Origin of the sequence: Microcoleus sp. S13_B4 (assembly GCF_036700885.1) — a bacterium.
Taxonomy (GTDB): domain Bacteria; phylum Cyanobacteriota; class Cyanobacteriia; order Cyanobacteriales; family Microcoleaceae; genus Microcoleus.
In genome coordinates, this window is record NZ_JAUBPU010000008.1 from 118,358 (window position 1) to 140,212 (window position 21,855).

Below are 21,855 nucleotides of genomic sequence, written 5' to 3' on the forward strand. Positions count from 1 at the left end.
TAGTATAATCACATTATTAAACCTGCGGTGGCAGACAAAAACTATAATATTCCTGGACGAACCAATGACCACAACTCAGTTAATCAAGCGGTTATTTACAGTAAAAGAATATCATCATATGATTGAAGCTGGCATCTTGACAAAAGATGATAAAGTTGAATTAATCCGAGGAGAAATTGTTCAAATGGCCGCCGTCGGTAGAAGGCATACATCTCATGTCAAGCGTCTGACAGAGTTATTCTATATCCGCTTATTATCGAGAGTAACCATTGGAGTTCAAGATCCGGTTGAATTGGACGATCGCTCCGAACCTGAACCGGATATTTCCTTACTGCGACGGCGCGATGATTTTTACGAATCGGGACATCCTCAGTCTGAGGATATTTTACTAATTGTGGAAGTAGCGGATGCAACCGCTGAAACTGACAGAAATATCAAAATTCCTCTTTATGCCGAAGACAATATTGTAGAAGTTTGGCTGGTAGATATTAACGAGCAATGTGTAGTAGTTTATCGCGAACCTTCTCCCTCGGGATACCAAAATATTCAAAGATTCCAGCGAGGTCAGACTTTATCTATTCTAGCTTTTCCAGATATAGAAATTGCGGTAGATAATGTGTTGGGCTAAAATAGCCAAAACTCATACCATTTTAGATTTTAGAATTGGGAAGGATATCGCCCCCGGTTGCATGAGAATTAATATTACCCACAGTCAGGACACGGCAGTGCCGTGGCCCTACAATTAATGCTTGCGATATAGCAATCCGATCTGAGTCTCACAACACAACGCTCTCTTGTATTCCTAGACTTCTTGTATAGCAAGACTTTCAGATTTTACATATCTAGAAAATCACTTAGGATTGCTATAGTTACATATCGAAAGAGCATTATAGATTATTTTGGGGTAGGGAAACGGTACTGCCGTGTCCTCCGTTGCTTGCTGGTTTTATTTAATTAAAAACCCGGTTTCTCGAAGAAACCGGGTTTTTAATTAACAGTATTTATCCGTTTGTCAATCGCATTAATGGCTTAATGCGAATTCGGGCAATTTTGGCTCAGATGGACCATCCGGCAACACCTTAACCTGACCGTTTTCATCCACATCTACGATCGCCTTTTGGCCGTCTTTCAGCTTCCCGGAGAGCATTTCCTCAGCCAGTACATCTTCCAACAACCGCATGATTGCACGGCGCAAAGGTCGAGCACCGTAGCTGGGATTGTAGCCTTCTGTAACTAAAAGTTCCTTGAACCGTTCCGTCACCGACAAAGTAATACCCTGTTCGGTTAAGCGGCTGAAGACTTGCTGCAACATAATGTCCGCAATCTGCTTGACTTCTTCCCTGTTCAACTGGCGGAAGACGATAATCTCATCCAAGCGGTTGATAAATTCGGGACGGAAAAACTGTTTGAGTTCTTCGTTTACCAAGCTGCGAACGCGGTTGTACTGACCGTCTGCGGCACTTTCAGCAAACTCGAAACCGAGACCGCCACCACCTTTTTCAATCACTCGCGAACCGATGTTTGAGGTCATGATCAGCAGCGTATTCTTAAAGTCAACTGTCCGACCTTTAGCGTCAGTTAAGCGGCCATCTTCCAAGATTTGCAGCATCATGTTGAAGACATCCGGGTGAGCTTTTTCGATTTCGTCGAACAAAATCACCGTGTAAGGACGGCGCCGGACTGCTTCTGTTAGTTGACCGCCTTCATCGTAGCCCACGTAACCGGGAGGCGAACCGATGAGTTTGGAAACCGTGTGACGTTCCATGAATTCGGACATATCTAACCGAATCATGGCTTCTTCGGAACCGAAGAAATAAGTTGCCAGGGCTTTTGTAAGTTCGGTTTTGCCGACGCCTGTGGGGCCGGAAAAGATGAAACTGGCGATCGGGCGATTCGGATTTTTCAAGCCTACCCGCGCGCGGCGGATAGCCCGAGAAACTGCGGTGACAGCTTCTTCTTGACCGATCAAGCGCTGGTGCAAAGTATCTTCCATGTGCAGCAGCAATTCCGATTCGGATTCAGTCAGCTTGCTGACTGGTACTCCCGTCCAATTAGCCACGATGTGGGCGATGTCTTCTTCGGTGACGATGGGAGAGGTTTTGAGTTGGCTTTTGTTGATCGTAGCTTCGGCGATTTCGGCTTCAATTTCTAATTCGCGATCGCGCAATTTTCCAGCTTTGTCGAAGTCTTGCTCGCGCACTGCTGCATCTTTTTCTTTTGTTACTGCCGGCAGTTGCTTTTTGAGCTCTTTAACTTCGGGCGGGGTTTGTGAATTCATCACGCGGACGCGGGAACCTGCTTCGTCAATTAAGTCGATCGCCTTGTCTGGCAAAAACCGATCATTAATGTATCTGTCTGACAGTGTGGCCGCTGCTTCTAAAGCTGCGTCGGAAATTGTCAGTCTGTGATGCTGTTCGTAAGCCGATCGCAACCCGTACAATATTTCTATTGTTTCAGCCACGCTCGGTTCACCGACTTTGATCGGTTGGAAGCGGCGTTCTAAGGCAGCGTCGCGCTCGATGTGCTTACGATATTCGTCCAAGGTAGTTGCGCCGACACACTGTAATTCGCCTCTAGCAAGGGCTGGTTTGAGCATATTGGATGCGTCCATGCTGCCTTGAATTGCGCCTGCACCGACTAAGGTGTGAATTTCATCAATTACCAGAATGATGTTGCCGGCAGCGCGAATTTCGGCCATGATTTTCGTCAGCCGTTCTTCAAATTCGCCTCGGAACTTTGTACCTGCAATCAGCGAACCCATATCGAGGCTGATTACTTGTTTGTCTTCTAAAATTTCCGGGACGTTTCTATTAACAATCCGCTGGGCTAGGCCTTCGGCGAGGGCTGTTTTGCCTACTCCCGGTTCGCCTACTAAAACAGGATTGTTCTTCGTGCGGCGGCCGAGCACTTGGATCACGCGCTCGATTTCATTTTCGCGGCCCACTACGGGGTCGAGTTTGCCTGCTGCGGCTAACTTGGTCAGGTTTGTGCCGAATTCTTCTAAAGTCGGGGTTTTGCGATCGCCGCTATCTCCCCTGCCTCCGGGTACGGCCGCGACTTCTCCCACGGCACGAATTACCTGCGTGCGGACTCTCTGGCGATCGATCCCCAAGTTTTGCAGCACCTTCGCCGCCACCCCTTCATCATCCTGAATCAGCCCCAGCAGGATGTGCTCGGTGCCGATGTAATTGTGGCCTAACTGCCGCGCTTCGTTCAGCGCCGTCTCAAAAATGCGCTTGACACGGGGCGTAAAAGGAATTTCAGGCGGGAGGAACCCGGAACCTCTACCGATGATATTTTCGATTTCATTGCGCGCCTCTTTCAAGTTGAGGCCCATATCCAGTAATACTTTTGCAGCGATGCCAGTGCCTTCGCCGACGAGCCCCAGAAGAATTTGCTCGGTGCCTACAAAATTGTGACCGAGGCGTCGCGCTTCCTCTTGGGCTAGCATGATTGCTTTAATGGCTTGTTCTGTAAAGCGTTCAAACATATTTTTTCTATCCTACTGTCTGGGCGAGGGCTGTATCGCTGCTGGTGAGGAGCGATTTGGAACACTACACAAATTATAGATGTAAATTTTTGTGTATTTCCTTCTCTAACAATGTATCTTGCTAAGGGAGGAGGGACAGTGGGGAGACCCGAATAGTAGGGGTGTGGTTGCCGTCCGCTGTCGATCGGATATTAATTGAGAATAATAGTAGCAAAATGGCTTGATTCCATGAATACTATCATTTTATCTCTAACTAGATTCTTCTACGAGTAAATAAAGCTGGATTTTTTTTGTACCTAAGTACGTGGTTTAATTAAGCATATAAAAGTTTTCCTGTCAAGACTTTTGACGGTTGAGGATGCTCGTGCTGTCAGCAAACAGCCAACACTCAACAGCGAACAGCGACTCGAATCAGATATATTTTCAACTCTGAGGAGAACTCCATGCAATTTCTATCGCAATACCAAATCCACTCCACTCTCCACGAAGGTATCGAAACGATTATTTATCGAGGAAAAATCCCCACCCACCAGGATACAACCATACTCAAAATCCTGAAAGCGGAATATCCCACCCTCGATGCAATTACCCGGATCAAGCACGAGTATCGCATTCGGAAACATTTAGACCATCCGGGCCTAGTTAAAGTCATTAGCCTAGAAACCTTTGACAACCGTCTCGGCTTGCTTTTAGAAGACTTTGAGGGCGAATCTCTCGATCGACTGATGTCGAGACAAAAGCTCGAAGTCATAACCTGTTTGAGGTTTGGCATCCAACTCATAAAAGCCTTAGAATATCTGCACGTTGAAAAAATAATTCACAAAGATATTAAGCCTAGCAATATCATCATCAACCGCGAAACAGGAATTATTAAACTGACAGATTTCGGGATTGCTTCACGATTGTCCAAAGAAAATCCCCAAATTAATAATATTAACTCGATAGTCGGTACTTTTGCTTATATGTCTCCGGAACAAACCGGGAGAATGAACCGCACCCTCGACTACCGCACCGACTTTTATTCTTTCGGGATTACCTTATATGAAATGCTGACAGGTCAGTTACCATTTATGAGTAACGACCCCTTAGAAATAGTTTACAGTCACATAGCCTCTCAAGCAGTTTTAGCCCATCAAATTAATTCATACATTCCACCAGCTATCTCACAAATTGTGAGGAAATTGATGGCCAAAAATGCCGAAGACAGATATCAAACAGCAGGCGGATTGTTAGCCGATTTAGAAATTTGTTTAGATCAGTTAGAAAATACAGGCAAGATAGCCGATTTTACGCCTGGAAATTTAGATATATTGAGTCAGTTGTTGATTCCTCAAAAATTGTACGGTCGCGAAACACAAGTCAGTGAACTACTGGCAGCATTTGAACGTGTAGCTAATCCTTGCGACGAAAATTCTTTCCCTTCCCAAATTGAGCTGATCTTAGTGTCGGGTTATGCAGGTATAGGCAAATCGGCCGTAGTTAGCGAAATTCAAAAACCCATCACCAGACAGCGGGGCTATTTTATTTCTGGTAAATTTGATCAGTTCAAACGGAATATACCTTACGCATCTTTAATTCAAGCTTTTCAATCTTTGAGCCAGCAGTTACTTGCAGAAAATAACGAAAAATTACAAAATTGGCAACATCAACTTTTAGCCGCCCTAGGCGATTCCGGGCAAGTAATTATTGACGTAATTCCCGAACTAGAATTGGTAATTGGCAAACAGCCTGCCGTTGCGGAACTTGCCCCCACAGAAGCACAAAACCGCTTTAACAGGCTATTTAAAGAATTTATCCACGTATTCGCGCAAAAAGATCATCCATTAGTCATATTTATCGATGACTTGCAGTGGTCAGATTCAGCGACCTTGAAATTAATGGAATTGCTGGCGACCGACCCAGATAGCAAATATTTACTATTAATTGGAGCCTATCGAGACCATGAAGTTAGCTCTACACATCCTTTAATGCAAACAGTAGATTACCTTCAAAAAAGGGGAATTATTCTCAACAAATTTGTGCTGGAACCTCTTTCTTTAGCCCAGGTAACAGAGTTAATTTCTGAGACATTGAATGACTCAGAAAGAATTCACCCCTTAGCGGAGTTAATTTGGAATAAAACTGGTGGTAATCCTTTTTTTGTGACGCAATTGCTCAACACTCTTTATCAAGAAAAACTTTTGAAATTTGACTTTACCCGGCTGCTCTCTTCCGGAATAAAAGGGCAGTGGCAGTGGAATATTGAGGAGATTCAAGCTATTGGTATTACAGATAAGAGTGTAGTTGAACTGGTAGCCCGTCGGATTCAAAAACTGCCAGAGATTACACGAGAAATTTTGAAATTAGCCGCTTGTGTTGGGGACAAATTCACTTTAGATGTTCTCTCTACTGTCAACGCAAAATCTCCATCAGTCACTGCGAGTGAGCTCTGGGATGCTTTGCAAGCGGGGTTAATACTTCCCTTGAATGAGAGTTACCTCATTCCTTTATTTTTAGATGGAGAATCAGCCGTTAATTCAACTTTCGATTCTTCGCGAATCAGCTATAAATTTTTGCACGATCGCGTCCAGCAAGCTGCATATTCGCTGATTCCTGATGATGAAAAGAAAGCTACTCATCTTAGCATCGGTAAATTGCTACTTGAAAATACGCCAGCCGATAAAGTAGAAGAGAGAATTTTTGATATTATTAACCAGTTGAATGTAGGAATTGATTGTCTCACCCGGCAATCAGAAAAAGATGAATTAGCACGATTAAATTTAATGGCTGGGCATAAGGCAAAAGCAGCTAACGCTTATGAGCCGGCTGTTAAGTATTTGAATGTGGGAATTTCCTTATTAGCACCGGATAGCTGGGTTCGCAACTATAACATGACGCTGCGGCTGTATGTAGAGACACTGGAAGCGGAATATTTAAACACTAACTTTGAGCAAGCAGAAGTTTTGGCAGAAGTGGTTTTGCGATCGGCGAAACACCAGCTTGACATAGTGAAAGTATATCAGCTAAAGATCATATTTTATCAGGCTCAAGGCCTGATGCTAAAAGCTGTTGAAACAGGTCTAGAAGTGCTGCAAATGCTGGGAGTAAACCTATTAGATAACAAAACCATTGCAGTGCCAAAATTGCCGCGACTTGAGGAATTAGAAAACCTGCCAGTTATGACAGATCCTTATCAACTGGCAACTATGGAAATCCTGACAGCCCTCTATCCTCCTGCTTACATTGCCAAACCAGAAATTGTGTCCTCTCTCGTCTTGACTATGGTCAATCTTTGTATTGATCGCGGTCATTCAGCATTAGCTAGTTTTCCCTATACTCTTTATGGAATGATATTATGCGGCGTCGAAGGCGACACCGAAGCTGGCTACTACGCTGGGCTAATCGCTTTAAAGCTGCTAGAACAATTTAATGCTAGCCAACAGAAAGCTAAGGTTTATGTAATGTTTAATGGTCATATAAGAATATGGAAAGAGTCTACTAAGAATACACTTGCTTCCTTTCTAGAAGGAAGAAATTTTGGTGTGGAAAGTGGTGACTTAGAATGGGCTATTTATAATTCTAAGCACTACATTACCAATTTATTTTTGGTGGGAGAACCGCTAGAATATGTCCAAGAAAAACAAAGCATTTATATGGAATTTTTGGTAAAAAATAAACACGAATTTGCCATAGGTTATGCTAAAATTTGGCAAGTAATTGCTTCAAGCTTAAGAAGCAAAACAGCAGAGCAAGTACGATTAGTTAGCGCCAGGTTGGATGAACCTGCTGTGATGTCGCGTTGGCAGAAAGAAAATAATCGAATGTCGCTGTTTGCAGCTTATGTTGCTAAATTGATGCTGCTTTATTTACTTAAAGATTATGCTCCGGCTGTTGCCAGCGGTAAATTAGCGGCAGAATACGCAGATGGGGCGATCGGCTTAATCACTGTTGGGGTACACAATTTCTATTATTCGCTGGCCCTCCTCGCTCACTATCCTGACAGTGACAATCAAGAAGCATACCTAGCTATTGTTAACTCTAATCAGCAAATTATGAAAAAATGGGCCTATCATGCACCCATGAATTATCAGCACAAGTACGACTTGGTTGAAGCTGAGAAAGCTCGACTTTCCAGCGAGAAACTTGCAGCCATGAATTATTATGACTTAGCTATTAAAGGAGCGGCTGCTAACGGTTACATCCAAGAAGAAGCATTAGCTTATGAATTAGCTGGAGAGTTTTATCAATCTTTGGATAAAGAGATAATTGCTCGAACTTATCTGACACAAGCTTATTATGCCTATATCGGCTGGGGAGCTATAGCAAAAGTTAAACACTTAGAATCCCGTTATCATTATTTAGTCGATCGCAATCAAGGAGCCATATCTAAAAATGTTGATCTCACCACTGCCACAACTACTATCAACAATAGTTTGGTGCTGGATTTGTCCACAGTTGTCAAAGCATCTCAAGCTGTTTCGAGCGAAATAATTCTGAGCCGCTTGCTAGAGAAACTCGTACAGCTTGTCAAGGAAAACGCAGGTGCTGAAAAAGTATTATTTCTGGCCAAGACAGGTAATCAATTATTCATAGAAGCGGCGATGACAGGTGACTGTAAGAATGTAACTGTGTTGCAATCTGTGCCAATTGCCGAATCCGATCTGCTGCCAATTTCCTTGATTAACTATGTAGAAAGAACCAAAAAATACTTGGTTTTAGATGATGCTACCCGAGCCGAGCAATTCCAATTTGACCCTTATATTGCGGTCAATCAACCCCTATCTATCCTGGTATTGCCAATTATCCATCAAGGCAACCTTACGGGAATTATTTATTTAGAAAATAATTTAACAAAAAGTGCTTTTACTAGCGACAGGGTAGAAATTTTGGGATTCCTGTCTGCACAAGCAGCTATTTCTCTAGAAAATGCCCGTTTTTATACTATTCTGGAAACGCGAGTAGCGCAAAGAACTGAAAAATTGCAAACTGCACTGGAAGAACTCCGGCACACTCAATTGCAGCTAATCCAAAGTGAAAAAATGTCTAGTTTAGGAGAAGTGGTAGGGGGAATTGCTCACGAAATTAATAACCCAATTAATTTTATTTATGGAAATTTACATTACACCAATGAATACGCTCAAAATTTATTAGATTTAATACGTTTATACCAAAATAAATACCCAAATTACGAGTCCGAAATAGTAAATAAAAGTGAGGAAATAGATTTAGATTTTTTGATGAATGATTTCACTAAAATGATTGATTCCATGAGAGTGGGTGCTGCGAGGGTTCGCGATATTGTGCTGTCGCTGCGAAACTTTGCTCGACTAGATGAATCCGATAGAAAATGGGTTAACCTCCACGAAGGTATCGATAGCACGTTGATGATTTTGGCTCACAAATTAATTAATATTCAAGTTATCAAGGAGTACGACAATTTGCCTTTAGTGAACTGCTATGCGGGAGAAATTAATCAGGTATTTATGAATGTACTGACCAATGCGATTGATGCTTTTTGTCGCGAAAGAGAAAGTGAAGTTGACTCGAAACAGACTCCGACAATTCAGATTTGCACTGAAGTCGCGGAAGGAAATCAAGTAGCGATTCGCATTGTTGATAATGGTGTGGGGATGAATTCGGAGGTGCTGGGTAAAATATTCGATCCGTTTTTTACTACTAAACCCGTAGGTAAGGGGACTGGTTTGGGATTGTCTATCAGTTATCAAATTGTGGTAGAACAGCATGGAGGAAAGTTAATTTGCAAGTCGGAACCTGGAGAGGGAAGCGAGTTTACTCTACTGCTGCCGTCTTGATGAATTAAAGCCATCGTGAAAGCAACTGTTCCATTACTTTCACAAAGCCGATCGCAATTTGAATCAACGGCCAACCCACGAAACAAATTAACACCGCCCAGCGAGTTTGAATATCCAAACCTTGGCGAACCGCAACAATTACAGCTAGCAAACTCCACACAGCTAATATTCGCTCTATTCCTTCTCCCAGCAAAGGAATTAACGTTAAAAAATTCAGCACTTGGGGGGCGTAGGCAAAGCCGATCGGAACCAGCAACTCCCTATAAGTTACGTGCCCCGGCTTCAACCACTCCCCGATTTTAAAGATAGTGAAAGTCCAAAAATAATAACCCCCTGCGACTGCCAAACCCTCTATCCAAAGTGCTAAAAATAACACTGATAGCTCAGTTCGATTGATTAACAAAATGACGGCGCTGCCCAACACGCGGGACAGCGCAGCTAAAATTACAATTGTTAAAGCTATTCGCTTAGTTCTGCCAGTGTAGGGAGTTTTTTCGTAAAAATTGCCGTTCAAAGAAAGTGCGTTCCAAAGCGTTGCCCCCAAACCAGCAATTGAATCTTCTCCCTTCACGTTGAACTCCTGCTCCTCAAGATAGTTGACAACTTTTACAAAATAAGCTCTAATACAGCAGAATCACCGAACTATTTCTAGGTAATTAGGTAATTAAGTGGCATTCTACCAGATTTTATTAAATGCTAAGATTGATTTTACGGATACTTGCATGGCTGCGCGGGGGAAGTTTAAATTTGTTGCTCATCGCAGGTGTAATCCTGATAATTTGGGGCATTCTTTCGCCGGTGGGTACTGTTATATGGTGGCTGAATCAAAGTGCCGAAACTTTGGGTTTCAAGAAAAATCCGCCGGAGATATTGCCCTCTAACAAGGGCAACCTAGAAGCGCGCAAGTCTTCGCAGCTCAATTGCTATATCATCTTTTTACCGGGAGTTGGCGATTTTTCGGGGGATGAATTAACCCCTGGCGAAGAGTTTTTTCTCAAGCGTTTAGTTAAAAGTCACCCGCAGTGCGTAGCAGTGGGCGATGTTTTTCCTTATTCAGCGTCTAACAAAAGTTTAGGAGGAGAGCGGTGGCTAGCTCCTTTTTGGCGATTTGCAGAACAGGCCAAAAGCGGGCCGATTGCGGGGGATATATTCATCAAAATTCGCAATCTCTGGAGGTTTGCAATTTCTCTAGATTATCGCTACGGCTTTGCATACAATCAGGGAATTGCTAATGCAATTATCGATCGCATGAATGCTCAATCTCCCATTTCAGTTAATCCTCAAAAACCTTTGAAAGTTATTTTAATTGGCACTAGCGGCGGCGCACAAGTTGCTTTGGGTGCTACTCGTTATCTTAAAGAATGGCTGAAGGCAGAAATTACGGTTGTTTCGGTTGGGGGCGTGTTTTCCGGAGAAAAGGGTTTTGCAGAGGCCGATCGCATTTTCCACTTTCGCGGCACTCGCGATTCAATTGAGGATATTGGCGGCATAGTTTTTCCGAGTCGCTGGTACTGGTACGCGACTTCTCCTTTCAATCAAGCTCGTTTGCAAGGCCGCTATGCAGAAGCTTTGAGTGGCCCTCACAAGCACGACGGCGATGATGGATATTTTGGGGAAAATCGGGCGGCGGACGGTAAAAAGTATGTAGATATCACCCTGGACAAGATTAATCAATTGCCTGTTTGGTCTAAGGGCGCGCGCGATTGATGAGTTCTTGCATATTCGATGCCTGTACAATTATAATTTAGTTAGGAGGAAAAATTTTACTTTTAATTTATTCATAAAGAGAGGAGTGGCGTTCATCATTAAAAACAAATTTTATTATAGTCACTCGACCGGAGAGCATATCAATTGCTAACATAAGCTAGTCAGCCTTTAAATTCATCTAAAATAATCATAAAACTCTTCGGGGCAGTTGCTCAGAGCAAGGTTACGGATATACAAGTTAAATACACAACCGCTTAGTCATTAGTCATTAGTTATTAATTGTGTCATTGTTGGTTGTGCGTCGCTTGAAGCTTGCCCTTGTTGCTTTCCAGTCTCTATTTCCAATTCGCAATTCCCGATGCCCGATGCCCGATGCCCAATTCCCAATTCCCAATTCCCAATTCCCCATTCCCTATTATCAATGTCTCGACCAACATTATATATTGCCATCACGAATCACGGATTCGGCCACGCTGTCCGAGTTGCGTCCGTAGCGGCCAAAATTCAAGAATTAAATCCAGATATTTTACTAATTATCACAACAACAGCACCTCGCTGGCTGCTAGAATGTTACATTGGCGGTGACTTTATCCACCGTCCCCGCGCTTTTGATGTGGGTGTCGTGCAAGCTGACAGTTTGAATATGGATAAAGACGCGACGCTGGAAAAATTGCGGGAAATTCGGAAAAAGCAAAATTCCCTAATTGCCAGCGAAGTTAATTTTATCAAACAAAATCGGGTGGGCTTGGTGCTGGCAGATATTCCTCCTTTGGCAACGCGAATGGCGGCATCGGCTGGGGTTCCTTGCTGGATGATGAGCAATTTTGGGTGGGATTTTATCTATCGCGATTGGGGCGGGGAATTTGTAGAAATGGCAGATTGGATTGGGGAATGTTTCGGAATGTGCGATCGGCTTTTTCGTCTTCCTTTACACGAACCGATGCCAGCTTTCCCCAATATTCAAGATGTGGGCTTGACGGGTGGCAATCCTCGCTACAGTAACGAAAAAATTCGGGAAGTATTCGGCATCGAAACACCGCTGGAAAAAACTGTATTGTTAACTTTCGGCGGACTGGGTTTAGAGGAAATTCCTTATCATAATTTACAGCTATTTAGCGACTGGCAATTTATTACTTTTGATGCGGGAGCTCCCGATTTGCCGAATTTGATTTATGTCAAAAAGCAGGATTTTGCACAATCTTTCCCGATTTTACCGCGTCCGGTTGATATTATGCCTGTCTGCGGGCGCTTAGTTTCTAAACCGGGATACAGCACTTTTGCAGAAGCTTTGCGCTTGGAAATACCTGTTATTTCTATAATGAGAGAAGGTTTTGCAGAAGCTGCGGTTTTGCTGGAAGGAATTCAAAATTATGCGGAACATCAAATCTTGACAGAAACGGAGTTTTTTGAGGGGGATTGGGAGTTTTTGCGAAAACCGCTGCATCCGCCCCGTTTGTCGGGTAAATTGGATAAAAATGGTACGGAGGCGATCGCCCAAGCTGTTGTAGACTACTTTTCATAAGTGCGATTAGAAATCGATCTTACACAAACAAAGTCTACCTCCGCCGACAGAAGACTTTTGCATCAGTTTCATCCAAAATCTCAAATCTAAAATCGAATGAATCACTATCAACAGATACTCAAGATTCAAACTACAGGGAAATCTTTGGGCAAAATCACTCCTAAGATAGAAGAGGTGGTGGCAAATTCCGGTATTAAAACGGGACTTTGTAGTTTATTTTTGCGCCATACTTCTGCTAGTTTGGTGATTCAAGAAAATGCTGACCCAGATGTACTTAAGGATTTGGCTAACTTTTTAGCTAAACTGGTACCGGAGGGCGATCGCTACATTCACGATGCGGAAGGCCCAGACGATATGCCGGCGCACATTCGCACTGCGCTGACTCATACTTCTGAACAAATCCCGATCGATCGCGGCAGGTTGCTGTTAGGAACTTGGCAGGGAATTTACCTGTGGGAACACCGCCAGCGGGGTCACATTCGCGAATTAGTTGTTCACGTCAGCGGCACTTGATCGGAATTTGTACCTCGCTGATTTTAGTTGCTTCCGGCGTCATCGGGGAATTGTAAAAAAAGCGGCGCGGCGGCCCGACTATTTCGTATTCGGGATGTTCTTGAAGCCAATCTTTGAGTTTCTGGAGGTTATTTTCGTAGCTTTCCCAAGTGTAGGCCCCGCCCACGCCGATGCTGACAACCATCATCGGCGAAGTATCTGTGACTTCTACAGCGGAGTTAACGCTGCTGGGGGCGATATTTGGTTCGGGATAGAGGAACGAAACTTCTGCTTGGGGAACTCCATCGATTTCCCCGGAAGTTGCAGTGTAGCGCGCTTCTACTGGCGTTGTCATCGCAATTTGGTTGTTGCTGATGTGTTGAAATAAGGGATTGAACGCGATGCCAGTTGCTTGTCGCAAATCGCCCGCGTGGGTGTAGGTGACAGCGCGGTACTGAGGATATTGCTTAACTTCTATGACCCCAATCTGTGCGGGTTCAGGGAATCCAGTAGGTAATACCATTTGAGATTTAAAAGTTGAGATTTTACATTGAAGAATGGGGAAGACTGACTCCGCAAGGGTTTGGAACTTGCTTGCAGTTGCATGGTTTTTGGCAACTGGTATAAATAGGCTGAGATTGTTTGCAGACAATCGTTCAGGTGGCACAATTAGTTTAGCAGTTATTTAAGGCGGTGCTAACTGTCGATCGCCTAGAATTAGTTTAGAGATTATTAATTAACCTCGTAATAATACGGACGGCACTGAGTAAGCAGAGAAACATTAATCTAGTTGTGCTTGAAAAATTAGCGTTTTTCAGGCGTTTGCTATTTGTGTCGGAAAATATTCGGCTGTTGGGCCGATCGAGCTGTGCGTTCTCAGTTATTGCCACGCTTCTAGCGTTCAGTAACGCCTGTCAATTATACTGCTTTCAGGGAATGATGTATGAAAAAGATTCTAGTGATTGAGGACGACCAAGTAATTCGGGAGAATATTCTCAAACTCCTCAAAGCTGAAGGTTTCGACGTGACGGGTGCAGAAAATGGAGCACAAGGTTTAAATGCGGCGGTGTCAAATGTTCCCGACGTGATTATTTGCGACGTGATGATGCCAGAACTTGACGGGTATGGGGTGCTGGTGGCCTTGCGATCGAATCCTGTTACTGCTACAGTACCTTTTGTGTTTCTCACAGGTAAAGCCGATCGCTCCGAAATGCGGCAAGGTATGGAATTGGGAGCAGATGATTACCTGACTAAACCTTTTAGTAAAGCTGAACTTGTGGGCGCCATATCCAGTCGCTTGAAAAAACAAGAAGCTGTCGCCGAACAGTACCATACTTTGCGCTCGCAAAGCAGCGAATTTATCCAAGATACGGCCCACAAATTACAGCAAATAAAAACAAATTTGTGCCACGCATTGGAACGAGAAGAATTCCAAGTTTACTATCAGCCGCAAGTCAATGTCCACACAGGTAAAATTATAAGTGCAGAAGCTTTAGTGCGCTGGCTGCATCCACAAAAAGGGCTGATTTCGCCCGCAGAATTTATTCCGGCGGCCGAAGAAACTGGTTTCATTGTACCGTTAGGCGAGTGGGTTTTGCAGACAGCTTGCAAGCAAATGCAAGTTTGGCAAAATGCTGGTTTTTCGCTCCGAATAGCTGTGAATCTGTCGCCACGCCAATTTCACCAACCGGATCTCAGCAGCAGAGTTGCTCAAATTTTAGCAGAAACTGGTTTGGAACCGAACAGTTTGGAATTAGAGCTGACAGAAAGTTTGATGGTGGAGGATGCCGAAAGTGCGATCGCAACTTTGCAACACTTGAAAAATTTGGGAGTTTGTATATCTCTTGACGATTTCGGCACTGGGTATTCTTCTTTAAGCTATCTAACGCAATACCCATTCGATACTTTAAAAATAGACCGCTGTTTTATCAGCAACATCACCGATGGTTGCACCAATGCAGCGATTGTGAAAGCTATTATTGAAATGGCGCACAGTCTCTGTCTTGAGGTAATTGCCGAAGGAGTTGAGACGGAAGCAGAAAAAGATTTTCTCTGGCGCTACGAGTGCGATACAATGCAAGGATATTTGTTCAGTCCTCCTTTGACAGCAGCGGATTTTGAACACTTGTTGATCGAAGGCAAATAGAAGATTTGTTAAGTCAATATTTGTCCTCTAATTAAGTTCGTTCGGGGTGGAACATGGTTTTAGAATCCAGCAGTAACGTTGACTCACTTAAATCAACCAATAAAAAAAATAATGAATTTTACCTAGCTGTTCAACTAGCTATAGTGATAGTGTTTCTCGCTATTTTGTCCAAATTTTTTATCATAGTCAACGCTGGAGAACGGGGCGTCCTGATGCAATTTGGTAAAGTTCAAGAACAGGTACTCGGAGAAGGAATTCACGCAATATTCCCCACTGTTTATACTGTAAAAAAGTTGAGCGTCAGGGTACAAAAACAGGAAAGTTCCGCTGAAGCTTCCTCAAAAGATTTGCAAGATGTTTTTACAGATGTAGCGCTCAACTGGCATATTATCCCAGAAGAAGCAAATGCTATTTTTCAACAAATAGGTGACGAAAAAGAAGTCGTTGCTCGCATTATAGATCCGGCGGTTGAAGAAGTATTAAAAGCAGTTATGGCAAAATACACGGCTGAAGAAATTATTACTAAACGGGGAGAAGTTAAAGCCGCAGTTGATGATTCTTTGACCTTGAGGCTGGTTACGTATCACATTGCCGTTGACGATATTTCTTTAGTACACGTTCACTTTTCGGAGCGGTTTAGCGAGGCAGTGGAGGCGAAACAAATTGCCGAACAGGAGGCAAAAAGAGGGGAGTTTTTAGCGCTGAAGGCAGTAAAACAGGCCGAGGCTAATGTGAATTTAGCCAAGGGAGAAGCCGAAGTGCAAAGGTTGCTGCGGGACAATTTGACTCCGGAACTTTTGGAAAGGCAGGCTATAGAAAAATGGGATGGGAAATTGCCGCTGATTGTTGGTGATGGGGGTAAAAATTTATTGGATTTGAGGAAACTGGTTGAGAGATAATTATAATCCGGGACGCAGGGGTGGGCAGAAACCGGGTTTTTTACGAAAATACACGGCGTTTAGCTTTTGATGTCGGTAAAAAACCCGGTTTCTTGAGTATTGGTGCGTAAGTCCTGAATTACCAATTACCCGCACCTTGACTTAATATCTCTTCAAAGGCCTTAGTAATTCTAGTTTGAAAACGCTGTCGGTGCTTCAGTTTCAAAACTGGTTTAATTATTTCAAGACCTACATTAGAATTTAGTTGGCTATCTATAATTTTAATCGATCGCAGTGTAGATAGCTGCAATTCTTTTTTTACCATCAATTCAGGAATAGCCGCTGCCCCTACGCCGCTTTCTACTACCGCTTTGACCATTTCACTGCTGTTCAAAACTAAAGTTACATTCAATTCAGGGAGATTAATGCCCCAACTTTGTAAAGCTTGTTCCAACATTTGCTGAACTCCCGAACCAGGTTCTCGCATCACCCAATCCGTTTTGGCAATTTCCGTTAAACTCACCTCTGGACGCTCAAACCAAGGGTGAGATTGGCCCACTACAATCAGCAAGCGTTCGCTGCCTACAACTTCTTCCTCCAGAGTGTTCTTAAGCGAAGCTTTAATATCTCCCGTCACTAAACCCAAATCAAATGTTCCCGTCCCCGTCCCCGCACAAATTTCTTCGGCATTTGCCAGAGTACAATTCACGTAAATACCAGGATATTTCTGTTTAAACTTGCTAATTTTATCAGGCAACCAATAATTACCAATGGTCAGACTGCAACCCAAGTTTAATTCGCCTCGCTGCAAGTCGTTCAACTCCCGCAAACCTCTCTCAGTCAAAGCAACTTGGTCGATAATTTTCTGCGTTTCAAGTTGCAGCAACTTCCCAGCTTGTGTGATTTCTATATGGCGGCCGATGCGGTGAAACAATTTTACTTGGTATTGCTCCTCTAAGTTTTGGATTGCTGCACTTACCGCGGGTTGAGTGATGTAAAGTTCCTCCGCTGCGCGGCTGAAGTGCAGGTGTTCCGCTACAGCTAGAAAAACTCGCAGTTGGTCTAGCGTCATTCCGGCCATTCTGAGTACCCCTTTACCAAATACAGTTAATTTTTGAGACTAAAATCTATTGCGGCTAAGCTTTAACCTGAACTTTTCGATCGACTTTATTCTACAGGTTGGAATTAACAAGAAAGCACGGTTGCCAGCCGCTATTTAATTTTCCTTTTAACGTCAAGGGTTTGAGCTTGTGGCGACAGATACGTCTGGTATTCCAACAGTTATTTTGCGGTGGCACTGCATCACTTGTATTTATTAATTCGATAAAAAACAACATTTGATTTTACCTCAGAAGGGGATTAGAGTTATATTCAAGCTTCTCATGCAGGGCCCCATGCTGAAGCAGCACCGACAAGTTTAAGCCGATCGCCAAAAGTCGATCGACAAAAAGAGAGAAGATAAATGACCAAGAAAACGCCAAAAAATCAGAGTGCACACGGCTTAAAGCCGGACTGCCTCTCCTTCGGGGAGGTTTTAGCTCAATCCTTTGCCGTCATTGCACCTACAACTATACCCGCATCTAATATAGGGTTAATTGTCGCTCTTTCGGGTAACGGGGCTTGGCTGAGCTTTCTCATCGGCTTGATGGGCCTAGTATTTGTCAGCATCAATATCAACCAATTTGCGAGTCGATCGGCTTCTGCAGGTTCTCTTTATTCTTATATTGTTAAAGGACTAGGCCCGACTGCTGGCGTAATTTGCGGCTGGAGTTTGGTACTGGCTTATCTATTTACTGCGATGGCCGTTTTGTGTGGTTTTGCCAACTTTACGGGTACTTTCATCGGTCATTTAGGCATCCATCCGTCACCGATTACCCTGTTATCGATCGGGGCTGGCGTTGCTTGGTATGCAGGTTATAAAGATATCCAGCTTTCAGCTATGGCGATGCTGTGGTTGGAGGGAGCATCAGTGGCGGCGATCGCACTTTTAGGAATGATCGTCTGGGCGCACAAAGGTTTTGCTTTAGATATGTCCCAACTGACTTTGGAAGGCGTAACTCCGGGGAACATAGCGACGGGACTTGTCTTAGTAATGTTTGGTTTCTCTGGTTTTGAAAGTGCTACATCTCTGGGCGACGAAGCGAAAAAACCCTTAAAAAATATCCCCAGGGCTGTCATGGGCAGTGCTGTCATGGCAGGCTTATTCTTCATTTTGATGACCTATATTGAGGTTTTGGGTTTTAGCGGTACGGGAGTTTCTATTACTAATACTGAAGAACCTCTGAGTTTTCTGGCGCAACAAGTGGGCATGGGTTGGCTGGGAGAGTTAGTGGCTTTCGGCGCTTTATTTAGCTTTTTTGCTTGCGTGCTCGGCAGCATCAATCCAGCGGCTAGAGTGTTTTTTATGATGGCGCGCCACGGTTTGTTTCACTCTTCATTAGGTGTAGCGCATTCATCTAATAAAACTCCCCACGTTGCAGTAACGATGTGTACATTTCTGACATTCTTGGTGCCTGCTGTGATGTCTATGTTTAACATCAAACTGTTCGATTGTATGGGTTATTTGGGGGCAATTTGTAGCTACGGATTTTTAACCGTGTACGTCTTAATTTCGATCGCAGCCCCGGTTTACCTGCACAAAATTGGTAAGTTGCGTGTGCGAGATGTCGCGTTTTCGGCTGTGGCGATCGCATTTATGATGATTCCGATTGCGGGCAGCGTGGGCATTCCCGGCAGCACTATGTTCCCACCTCCCGAAGCTCCTTACAATGCCTTTCCTTACTTGTTCTTGATGTACTTGGTGGCTACTTGCGGATGGTTTTTCTGGCAACGGCTGCGTTCTCCTGGACTGGCGGGATCGATGCAGCAGGGTATTGACGCAATTCATGCCAAGTTCGAGGAAGAAAATGCAATTTATGGTGGTGTTCGATTGAAAGCAGTATCGATCGACAATCAAGGCTTTGATTAGTAGTTGTAGGGCCGGCCACACCCCGCCATTGGTGTCAACAAACAGGTTAAACGATAAGTATACCGTCTGACGATGAGCAACCTCGATCCCCCCTAGCCCCCCTTAAAAAGGGGGGAACCGGAAGCACTCTTAAAGTCCCCCTTTTTAAGGGGGATTTAGGGGGATCGAGACTCGGCTACCATCCAGACTTAGACACGGTTTTAGTCTTAAGTAGACACTAATGCAATGATCACCAAAATATTTGTAACTAAGGAGACACAGAAATGAATGAATTACTAACAGCAATTTCTACGGCAATGACGGCTTTTACGGCTACGAATCTAGACGACATTCTGATTCTGCTGCTGTTTTTCTCGCAGGTGAATGCAGTATTTCGGCACAGGCATATCGTCTTCGGTCAGTATCTGGGTTTTACTGCACTGGTTTTTGTTAGCCTTCCCGGCTTTTTTGGCGGCTTGATCTTTCCGCCAGATTGGATTGGAATGCTGGGTTTTCTGCCAATTGCGATCGGGCTTAGCCGTTTGCTGAATCCAGAAACTGACGATTCGGAAGTTGAAGCAGAATTAGAGCAATCTGAGAAATCTTTTTTTAGCAGTTTTCTGTCTCCTCAAACTTACAGCGTAGCAGCGGTGACGGTGGCAAATGGGGGCGACAATATCGGGATATATGTGCCAATTTTTGCTAGCAATACTTTAGAAAGTTTGGCGGTGGTTCTCACTGTATTCTTCGGGATGGTGGGCGTTTGGTGCTACGCTGCTTATCGGTTAATTCAGATGCGGGCGATCGCGGATACTTTGACTCGCTACGGCAATCAGCTTGTGCCTTTTGTTTTGATCGGATTGGGAATGGCGATTCTGGCTAAAAGTGGCACTCTGGCAAGCCCAACTTTAAGTATAATATCTTTAGTTGGTTGCTGTTTCTGTTTGATAACTATGAGCAGAAGTAACGCCAGCGAAACAGAAGTTTAGAAAAATTGTAGGGACAGCACATGAATTGGATTGCAGCAGCGATTATTGCCGGGATTACATCTTTTGCCGCAACCAATATAGACGATATGGTGCTTTCGATGCTGTTCTTCGCCCAAGTCAATGATACTTTCCGCCCCCGGCATATCTTTGTCGGTAAGTACCTCGGATTTGCTGCACTCATCGCTGCTAGTTTGCCCGGTTTTTTTGGCGGTTTAATTGTGCCGCAAGCTTGGATTGGCTTGCTGGGTTTGGTTCCGATCGCGATCGGCATCAGTCACTTAGTCAAGAGAGAGAATGAGGAAAATGACGTACAAGCCGTATCGGGCGAATTTAAGCGTCAATCTAACTCATCTCCTGTGTCAAAGTTAGCAAATCTTTTCAATCCCCAAACTTTGAATGTGGCTGCGGTAACAGTGGCCAACGGGGGTGACAATATAGGCATTTATTTGCCGCTGTTTGCTAGCAGCGATTTGCCGAGCTTGGTGGTGATTTTGGCGGTTTTCTCGGTGATGGTAGGTGTTTGGTCTTATGTCGCTTACCGATTAACTCGCCAAAGGGCAATCGCCCATATTTTGACTCGCTATACCAAGGCTGTTGTCCCTTTCGTTTTGATTGGCTTGGGAATATTCATCCTGATTGACAGCGGTAGTTATCGGCTGCTCCCGCCATTTCCCTCTAATTTAAAATTAGCCACACTTCTGCTACTTCCATCCCTCTATAGGTAGATAATTTGCCATAATTCATAAGTCCTAGCTCATCACTTTCACCTTAACAATTGTTTTCTGAAAAAGTTGTCTAAAGCGCTTGCAAGATATCAACAAATATGCTAAATTAATAATGAAGTAACTGACTAAGCTAAAAGCAGCTTCAAACTAATTTAGCCTGTAGTCTTTACGAACCTTAAAACCATTTTTTGAGCGAGCAAATTGCCAGACTTAGGCAACAATCTACCTGTGGTTTCAATAAACTCTGTAGTGCTGAATCAAACGGAGCTAAAAATTTGAGGATTAATCCATAAAATATCGCCCGAACACTTCCCCACTACCCCAGGTCGATCGACTTTGACAATAGGTCTAATCCTAAAAAACCATATTTTTCGATTCGGTCAAATTTGGTTTCTCATGCAAACCAGTTAAAGAGAGTTCGTTTTTGCCTAAGTCCTAAAATAGCAAGCAAACAGAAAGTTGGAAAAAACCGGACAATCTAGAAAAGGAGAAAAATTGTGAAAATCTTCAAATTTGTTTTAGTGCTCTTGGTAATGACCGCCAATTTAGTATTCGTTCCCCCATCCTGGGCAGACGCTCCAAAAACGCCGAAATATGCGAGCAATCCCGACTACATAGAGGTGACTCAAGCTCTGAACACTCTCAAGACAGCGAAAGACACACCCGATGTCGCCCAGAATTATACCGCTGAGGAACTCCAGAAAAAAATCTCTCAATTGGAGTTTCAAAAATACACTCTAGAAACGGGAAAACCTTGGGGTCAGTGCCGCAACGAGACCGGAAAAACCCTGGCTGTCTACGGCCCGAAACGCAAAAAAGCAGCTTCCTCTTCTTACGAGAATGCCCTTTATTTTCTAGCTGACGGCCAAACAACTGAACATAAATGGGATTGCGATGGAATTTATCTACCCAGCGATATCAAAGCAACCGATTTAAGAACGACCGATCAACCTTCAGAAGAATTGACTGGCGGTCTAGCTGTTAAGATAGTTGACGGAACTCAAGTTGTAGCCAGAGCTAATCCCGATACGGGGGCTGTAGAATTCAACGTTCCTAGTGCTAAAGTTTTCCAGCCTGGGGATGCTAATTGGTTTGTTCCTGACGTGACTCAGGCGTACATAGATACGCAAGTTCCCAACGCACCTACTGAGGAAAATGATTAGGTTT

Annotated in this window: 15 protein-coding genes; 11 read left to right on the forward strand and 4 right to left on the reverse strand. The window is 43.8% G+C overall.

The window, feature by feature from the left end:
- Nucleotides 1-64: 64 nt before the first annotated feature.
- The gene (locus tag QT994_RS07520) at nt 65-628 is read left to right on the forward strand and encodes a Uma2 family endonuclease (RefSeq protein WP_333173059.1); all 564 of its coding nucleotides are present in this window, start codon (nt 65-67) and stop codon (nt 626-628) included.
- A gap of 393 nt (nt 629-1,021) precedes the next feature.
- On the opposite strand, the gene QT994_RS07525 is transcribed toward QT994_RS07520, so the two are convergent.
- Nucleotides 1,022-3,490, reverse strand: coding sequence for an ATP-dependent Clp protease ATP-binding subunit (locus QT994_RS07525; RefSeq protein ID WP_333045966.1), 2,469 nt, complete (start codon nt 3,488-3,490; stop codon nt 1,022-1,024).
- A 443-nt stretch (nt 3,491-3,933) separates the two neighbouring features.
- Here QT994_RS07525 and QT994_RS07530 point away from each other — a divergent pair, with 443 nt between their 5' ends.
- The gene (locus tag QT994_RS07530) at nt 3,934-9,282 is read left to right on the forward strand and encodes a protein kinase domain-containing protein (protein ID WP_333173062.1); all 5,349 of its coding nucleotides are present in this window, start codon (nt 3,934-3,936) and stop codon (nt 9,280-9,282) included.
- A gap of 4 nt (nt 9,283-9,286) precedes the next feature.
- Here QT994_RS07530 and QT994_RS07535 read toward each other — a convergent pair whose 3' ends face one another.
- Complete coding sequence (locus QT994_RS07535) at nt 9,287-9,853, reverse strand: hypothetical protein (RefSeq protein WP_333173064.1); 567 nt, start codon at nt 9,851-9,853, stop codon at nt 9,287-9,289.
- A gap of 122 nt (nt 9,854-9,975) precedes the next feature.
- Between QT994_RS07535 and QT994_RS07540 the strand changes: the two genes are divergently transcribed.
- The 3 genes from QT994_RS07540 to QT994_RS07550 all read left to right on the forward strand — a co-directional run bounded on the left by QT994_RS07540 (nt 9,976) and on the right by QT994_RS07550 (nt 13,024).
- Nucleotides 9,976-10,989, forward strand: coding sequence for a hypothetical protein (locus QT994_RS07540; protein ID WP_333173066.1), 1,014 nt, complete (start codon nt 9,976-9,978; stop codon nt 10,987-10,989).
- 421 nt (nt 10,990-11,410) lie between these two features.
- Nucleotides 11,411-12,511: a glycosyl transferase gene (locus QT994_RS07545; RefSeq protein ID WP_333173069.1), complete on the forward strand. Its 1,101-nt coding sequence runs from the start codon at nt 11,411-11,413 to the stop codon at nt 12,509-12,511.
- Between the two features lie 96 nt (nt 12,512-12,607).
- Entirely contained in the window at nt 12,608-13,024 is a 417-nt protein-coding gene (locus QT994_RS07550) for a secondary thiamine-phosphate synthase enzyme YjbQ (protein WP_333045960.1), read from the forward strand.
- Here the strand turns inward: QT994_RS07550 and QT994_RS07555 are convergent.
- A complete protein-coding gene (locus QT994_RS07555; RefSeq protein ID WP_333173072.1) occupies nt 13,011-13,526 on the reverse strand; it encodes a heme-binding protein in 516 nt (171 codons plus the stop codon). The two genes, QT994_RS07550 and QT994_RS07555, sit on opposite strands and share 14 nt — an antisense overlap.
- Nucleotides 13,527-13,946: 420 nt before the next feature.
- On the opposite strand from QT994_RS07555, the gene QT994_RS07560 reads away from it, so the two are divergent.
- Nucleotides 13,947-15,149 carry an EAL domain-containing response regulator gene (locus QT994_RS07560; RefSeq protein ID WP_333173075.1) on the forward strand — a complete coding sequence of 401 codons (1,203 nt, stop codon included), beginning with the start codon at nt 13,947-13,949 and terminating at the stop codon, nt 15,147-15,149.
- A 53-nt stretch (nt 15,150-15,202) separates the two neighbouring features.
- Nucleotides 15,203-16,048, forward strand: coding sequence for a prohibitin family protein (locus QT994_RS07565; RefSeq protein WP_333173078.1), 846 nt, complete (start codon nt 15,203-15,205; stop codon nt 16,046-16,048).
- 118 nt (nt 16,049-16,166) lie between these two features.
- On the opposite strand, the gene QT994_RS07570 is transcribed toward QT994_RS07565, so the two are convergent.
- Entirely contained in the window at nt 16,167-17,099 is a 933-nt protein-coding gene (locus QT994_RS07570) for a LysR family transcriptional regulator (protein ID WP_333173080.1), read from the reverse strand.
- A 390-nt stretch (nt 17,100-17,489) separates the two neighbouring features.
- Between QT994_RS07570 and QT994_RS07575 the strand changes: the two genes are divergently transcribed.
- From QT994_RS07575 to QT994_RS07590, 4 genes are all read left to right on the forward strand, one after another.
- Nucleotides 17,490-18,995 carry an APC family permease gene (locus tag QT994_RS07575; protein ID WP_333173082.1) on the forward strand — a complete coding sequence of 502 codons (1,506 nt, stop codon included), beginning with the start codon at nt 17,490-17,492 and terminating at the stop codon, nt 18,993-18,995.
- 263 nt (nt 18,996-19,258) lie between these two features.
- Entirely contained in the window at nt 19,259-19,963 is a 705-nt protein-coding gene (locus tag QT994_RS07580) for a cadmium resistance transporter (RefSeq protein ID WP_333173084.1), read from the forward strand.
- 20 nt (nt 19,964-19,983) lie between these two features.
- Complete coding sequence (locus QT994_RS07585; protein WP_333173087.1) at nt 19,984-20,688, forward strand: cadmium resistance transporter; 705 nt, start codon at nt 19,984-19,986, stop codon at nt 20,686-20,688.
- Nucleotides 20,689-21,185: 497 nt separating this feature from the next.
- A complete protein-coding gene (locus QT994_RS07590) occupies nt 21,186-21,851 on the forward strand; it encodes a hypothetical protein (protein ID WP_333173089.1) in 666 nt (221 codons plus the stop codon).
- The last annotated feature ends 4 nt before the right edge of the window (nt 21,852-21,855 follow it).

Coding starts and splice junctions, on each gene's coding strand:
- QT994_RS07520 (WP_333173059.1), top strand. CDS start 65: ATGACCACAACTCAGTTAATCAAGCGGTTATTTACAGTAAAAGAATAT.
- QT994_RS07525 (WP_333045966.1), bottom strand. CDS start 3,490: ATGTTTGAACGCTTTACAGAACAAGCCATTAAAGCAATCATGCTAGCC.
- QT994_RS07585 (WP_333173087.1), top strand. CDS start 19,984: ATGAATTGGATTGCAGCAGCGATTATTGCCGGGATTACATCTTTTGCC.
- QT994_RS07550 (WP_333045960.1), top strand. CDS start 12,608: ATGAATCACTATCAACAGATACTCAAGATTCAAACTACAGGGAAATCT.
- QT994_RS07570 (WP_333173080.1), bottom strand. CDS start 17,099: ATGACGCTAGACCAACTGCGAGTTTTTCTAGCTGTAGCGGAACACCTG.
- QT994_RS07530 (WP_333173062.1), top strand. CDS start 3,934: ATGCAATTTCTATCGCAATACCAAATCCACTCCACTCTCCACGAAGGT.
- QT994_RS07565 (WP_333173078.1), top strand. CDS start 15,203: ATGGTTTTAGAATCCAGCAGTAACGTTGACTCACTTAAATCAACCAAT.
- QT994_RS07575 (WP_333173082.1), top strand. CDS start 17,490: ATGACCAAGAAAACGCCAAAAAATCAGAGTGCACACGGCTTAAAGCCG.
- QT994_RS07540 (WP_333173066.1), top strand. CDS start 9,976: ATGCTAAGATTGATTTTACGGATACTTGCATGGCTGCGCGGGGGAAGT.
- QT994_RS07560 (WP_333173075.1), top strand. CDS start 13,947: ATGAAAAAGATTCTAGTGATTGAGGACGACCAAGTAATTCGGGAGAAT.
- QT994_RS07545 (WP_333173069.1), top strand. CDS start 11,411: ATGTCTCGACCAACATTATATATTGCCATCACGAATCACGGATTCGGC.
- QT994_RS07555 (WP_333173072.1), bottom strand. CDS start 13,526: ATGGTATTACCTACTGGATTCCCTGAACCCGCACAGATTGGGGTCATA.
- QT994_RS07580 (WP_333173084.1), top strand. CDS start 19,259: ATGAATGAATTACTAACAGCAATTTCTACGGCAATGACGGCTTTTACG.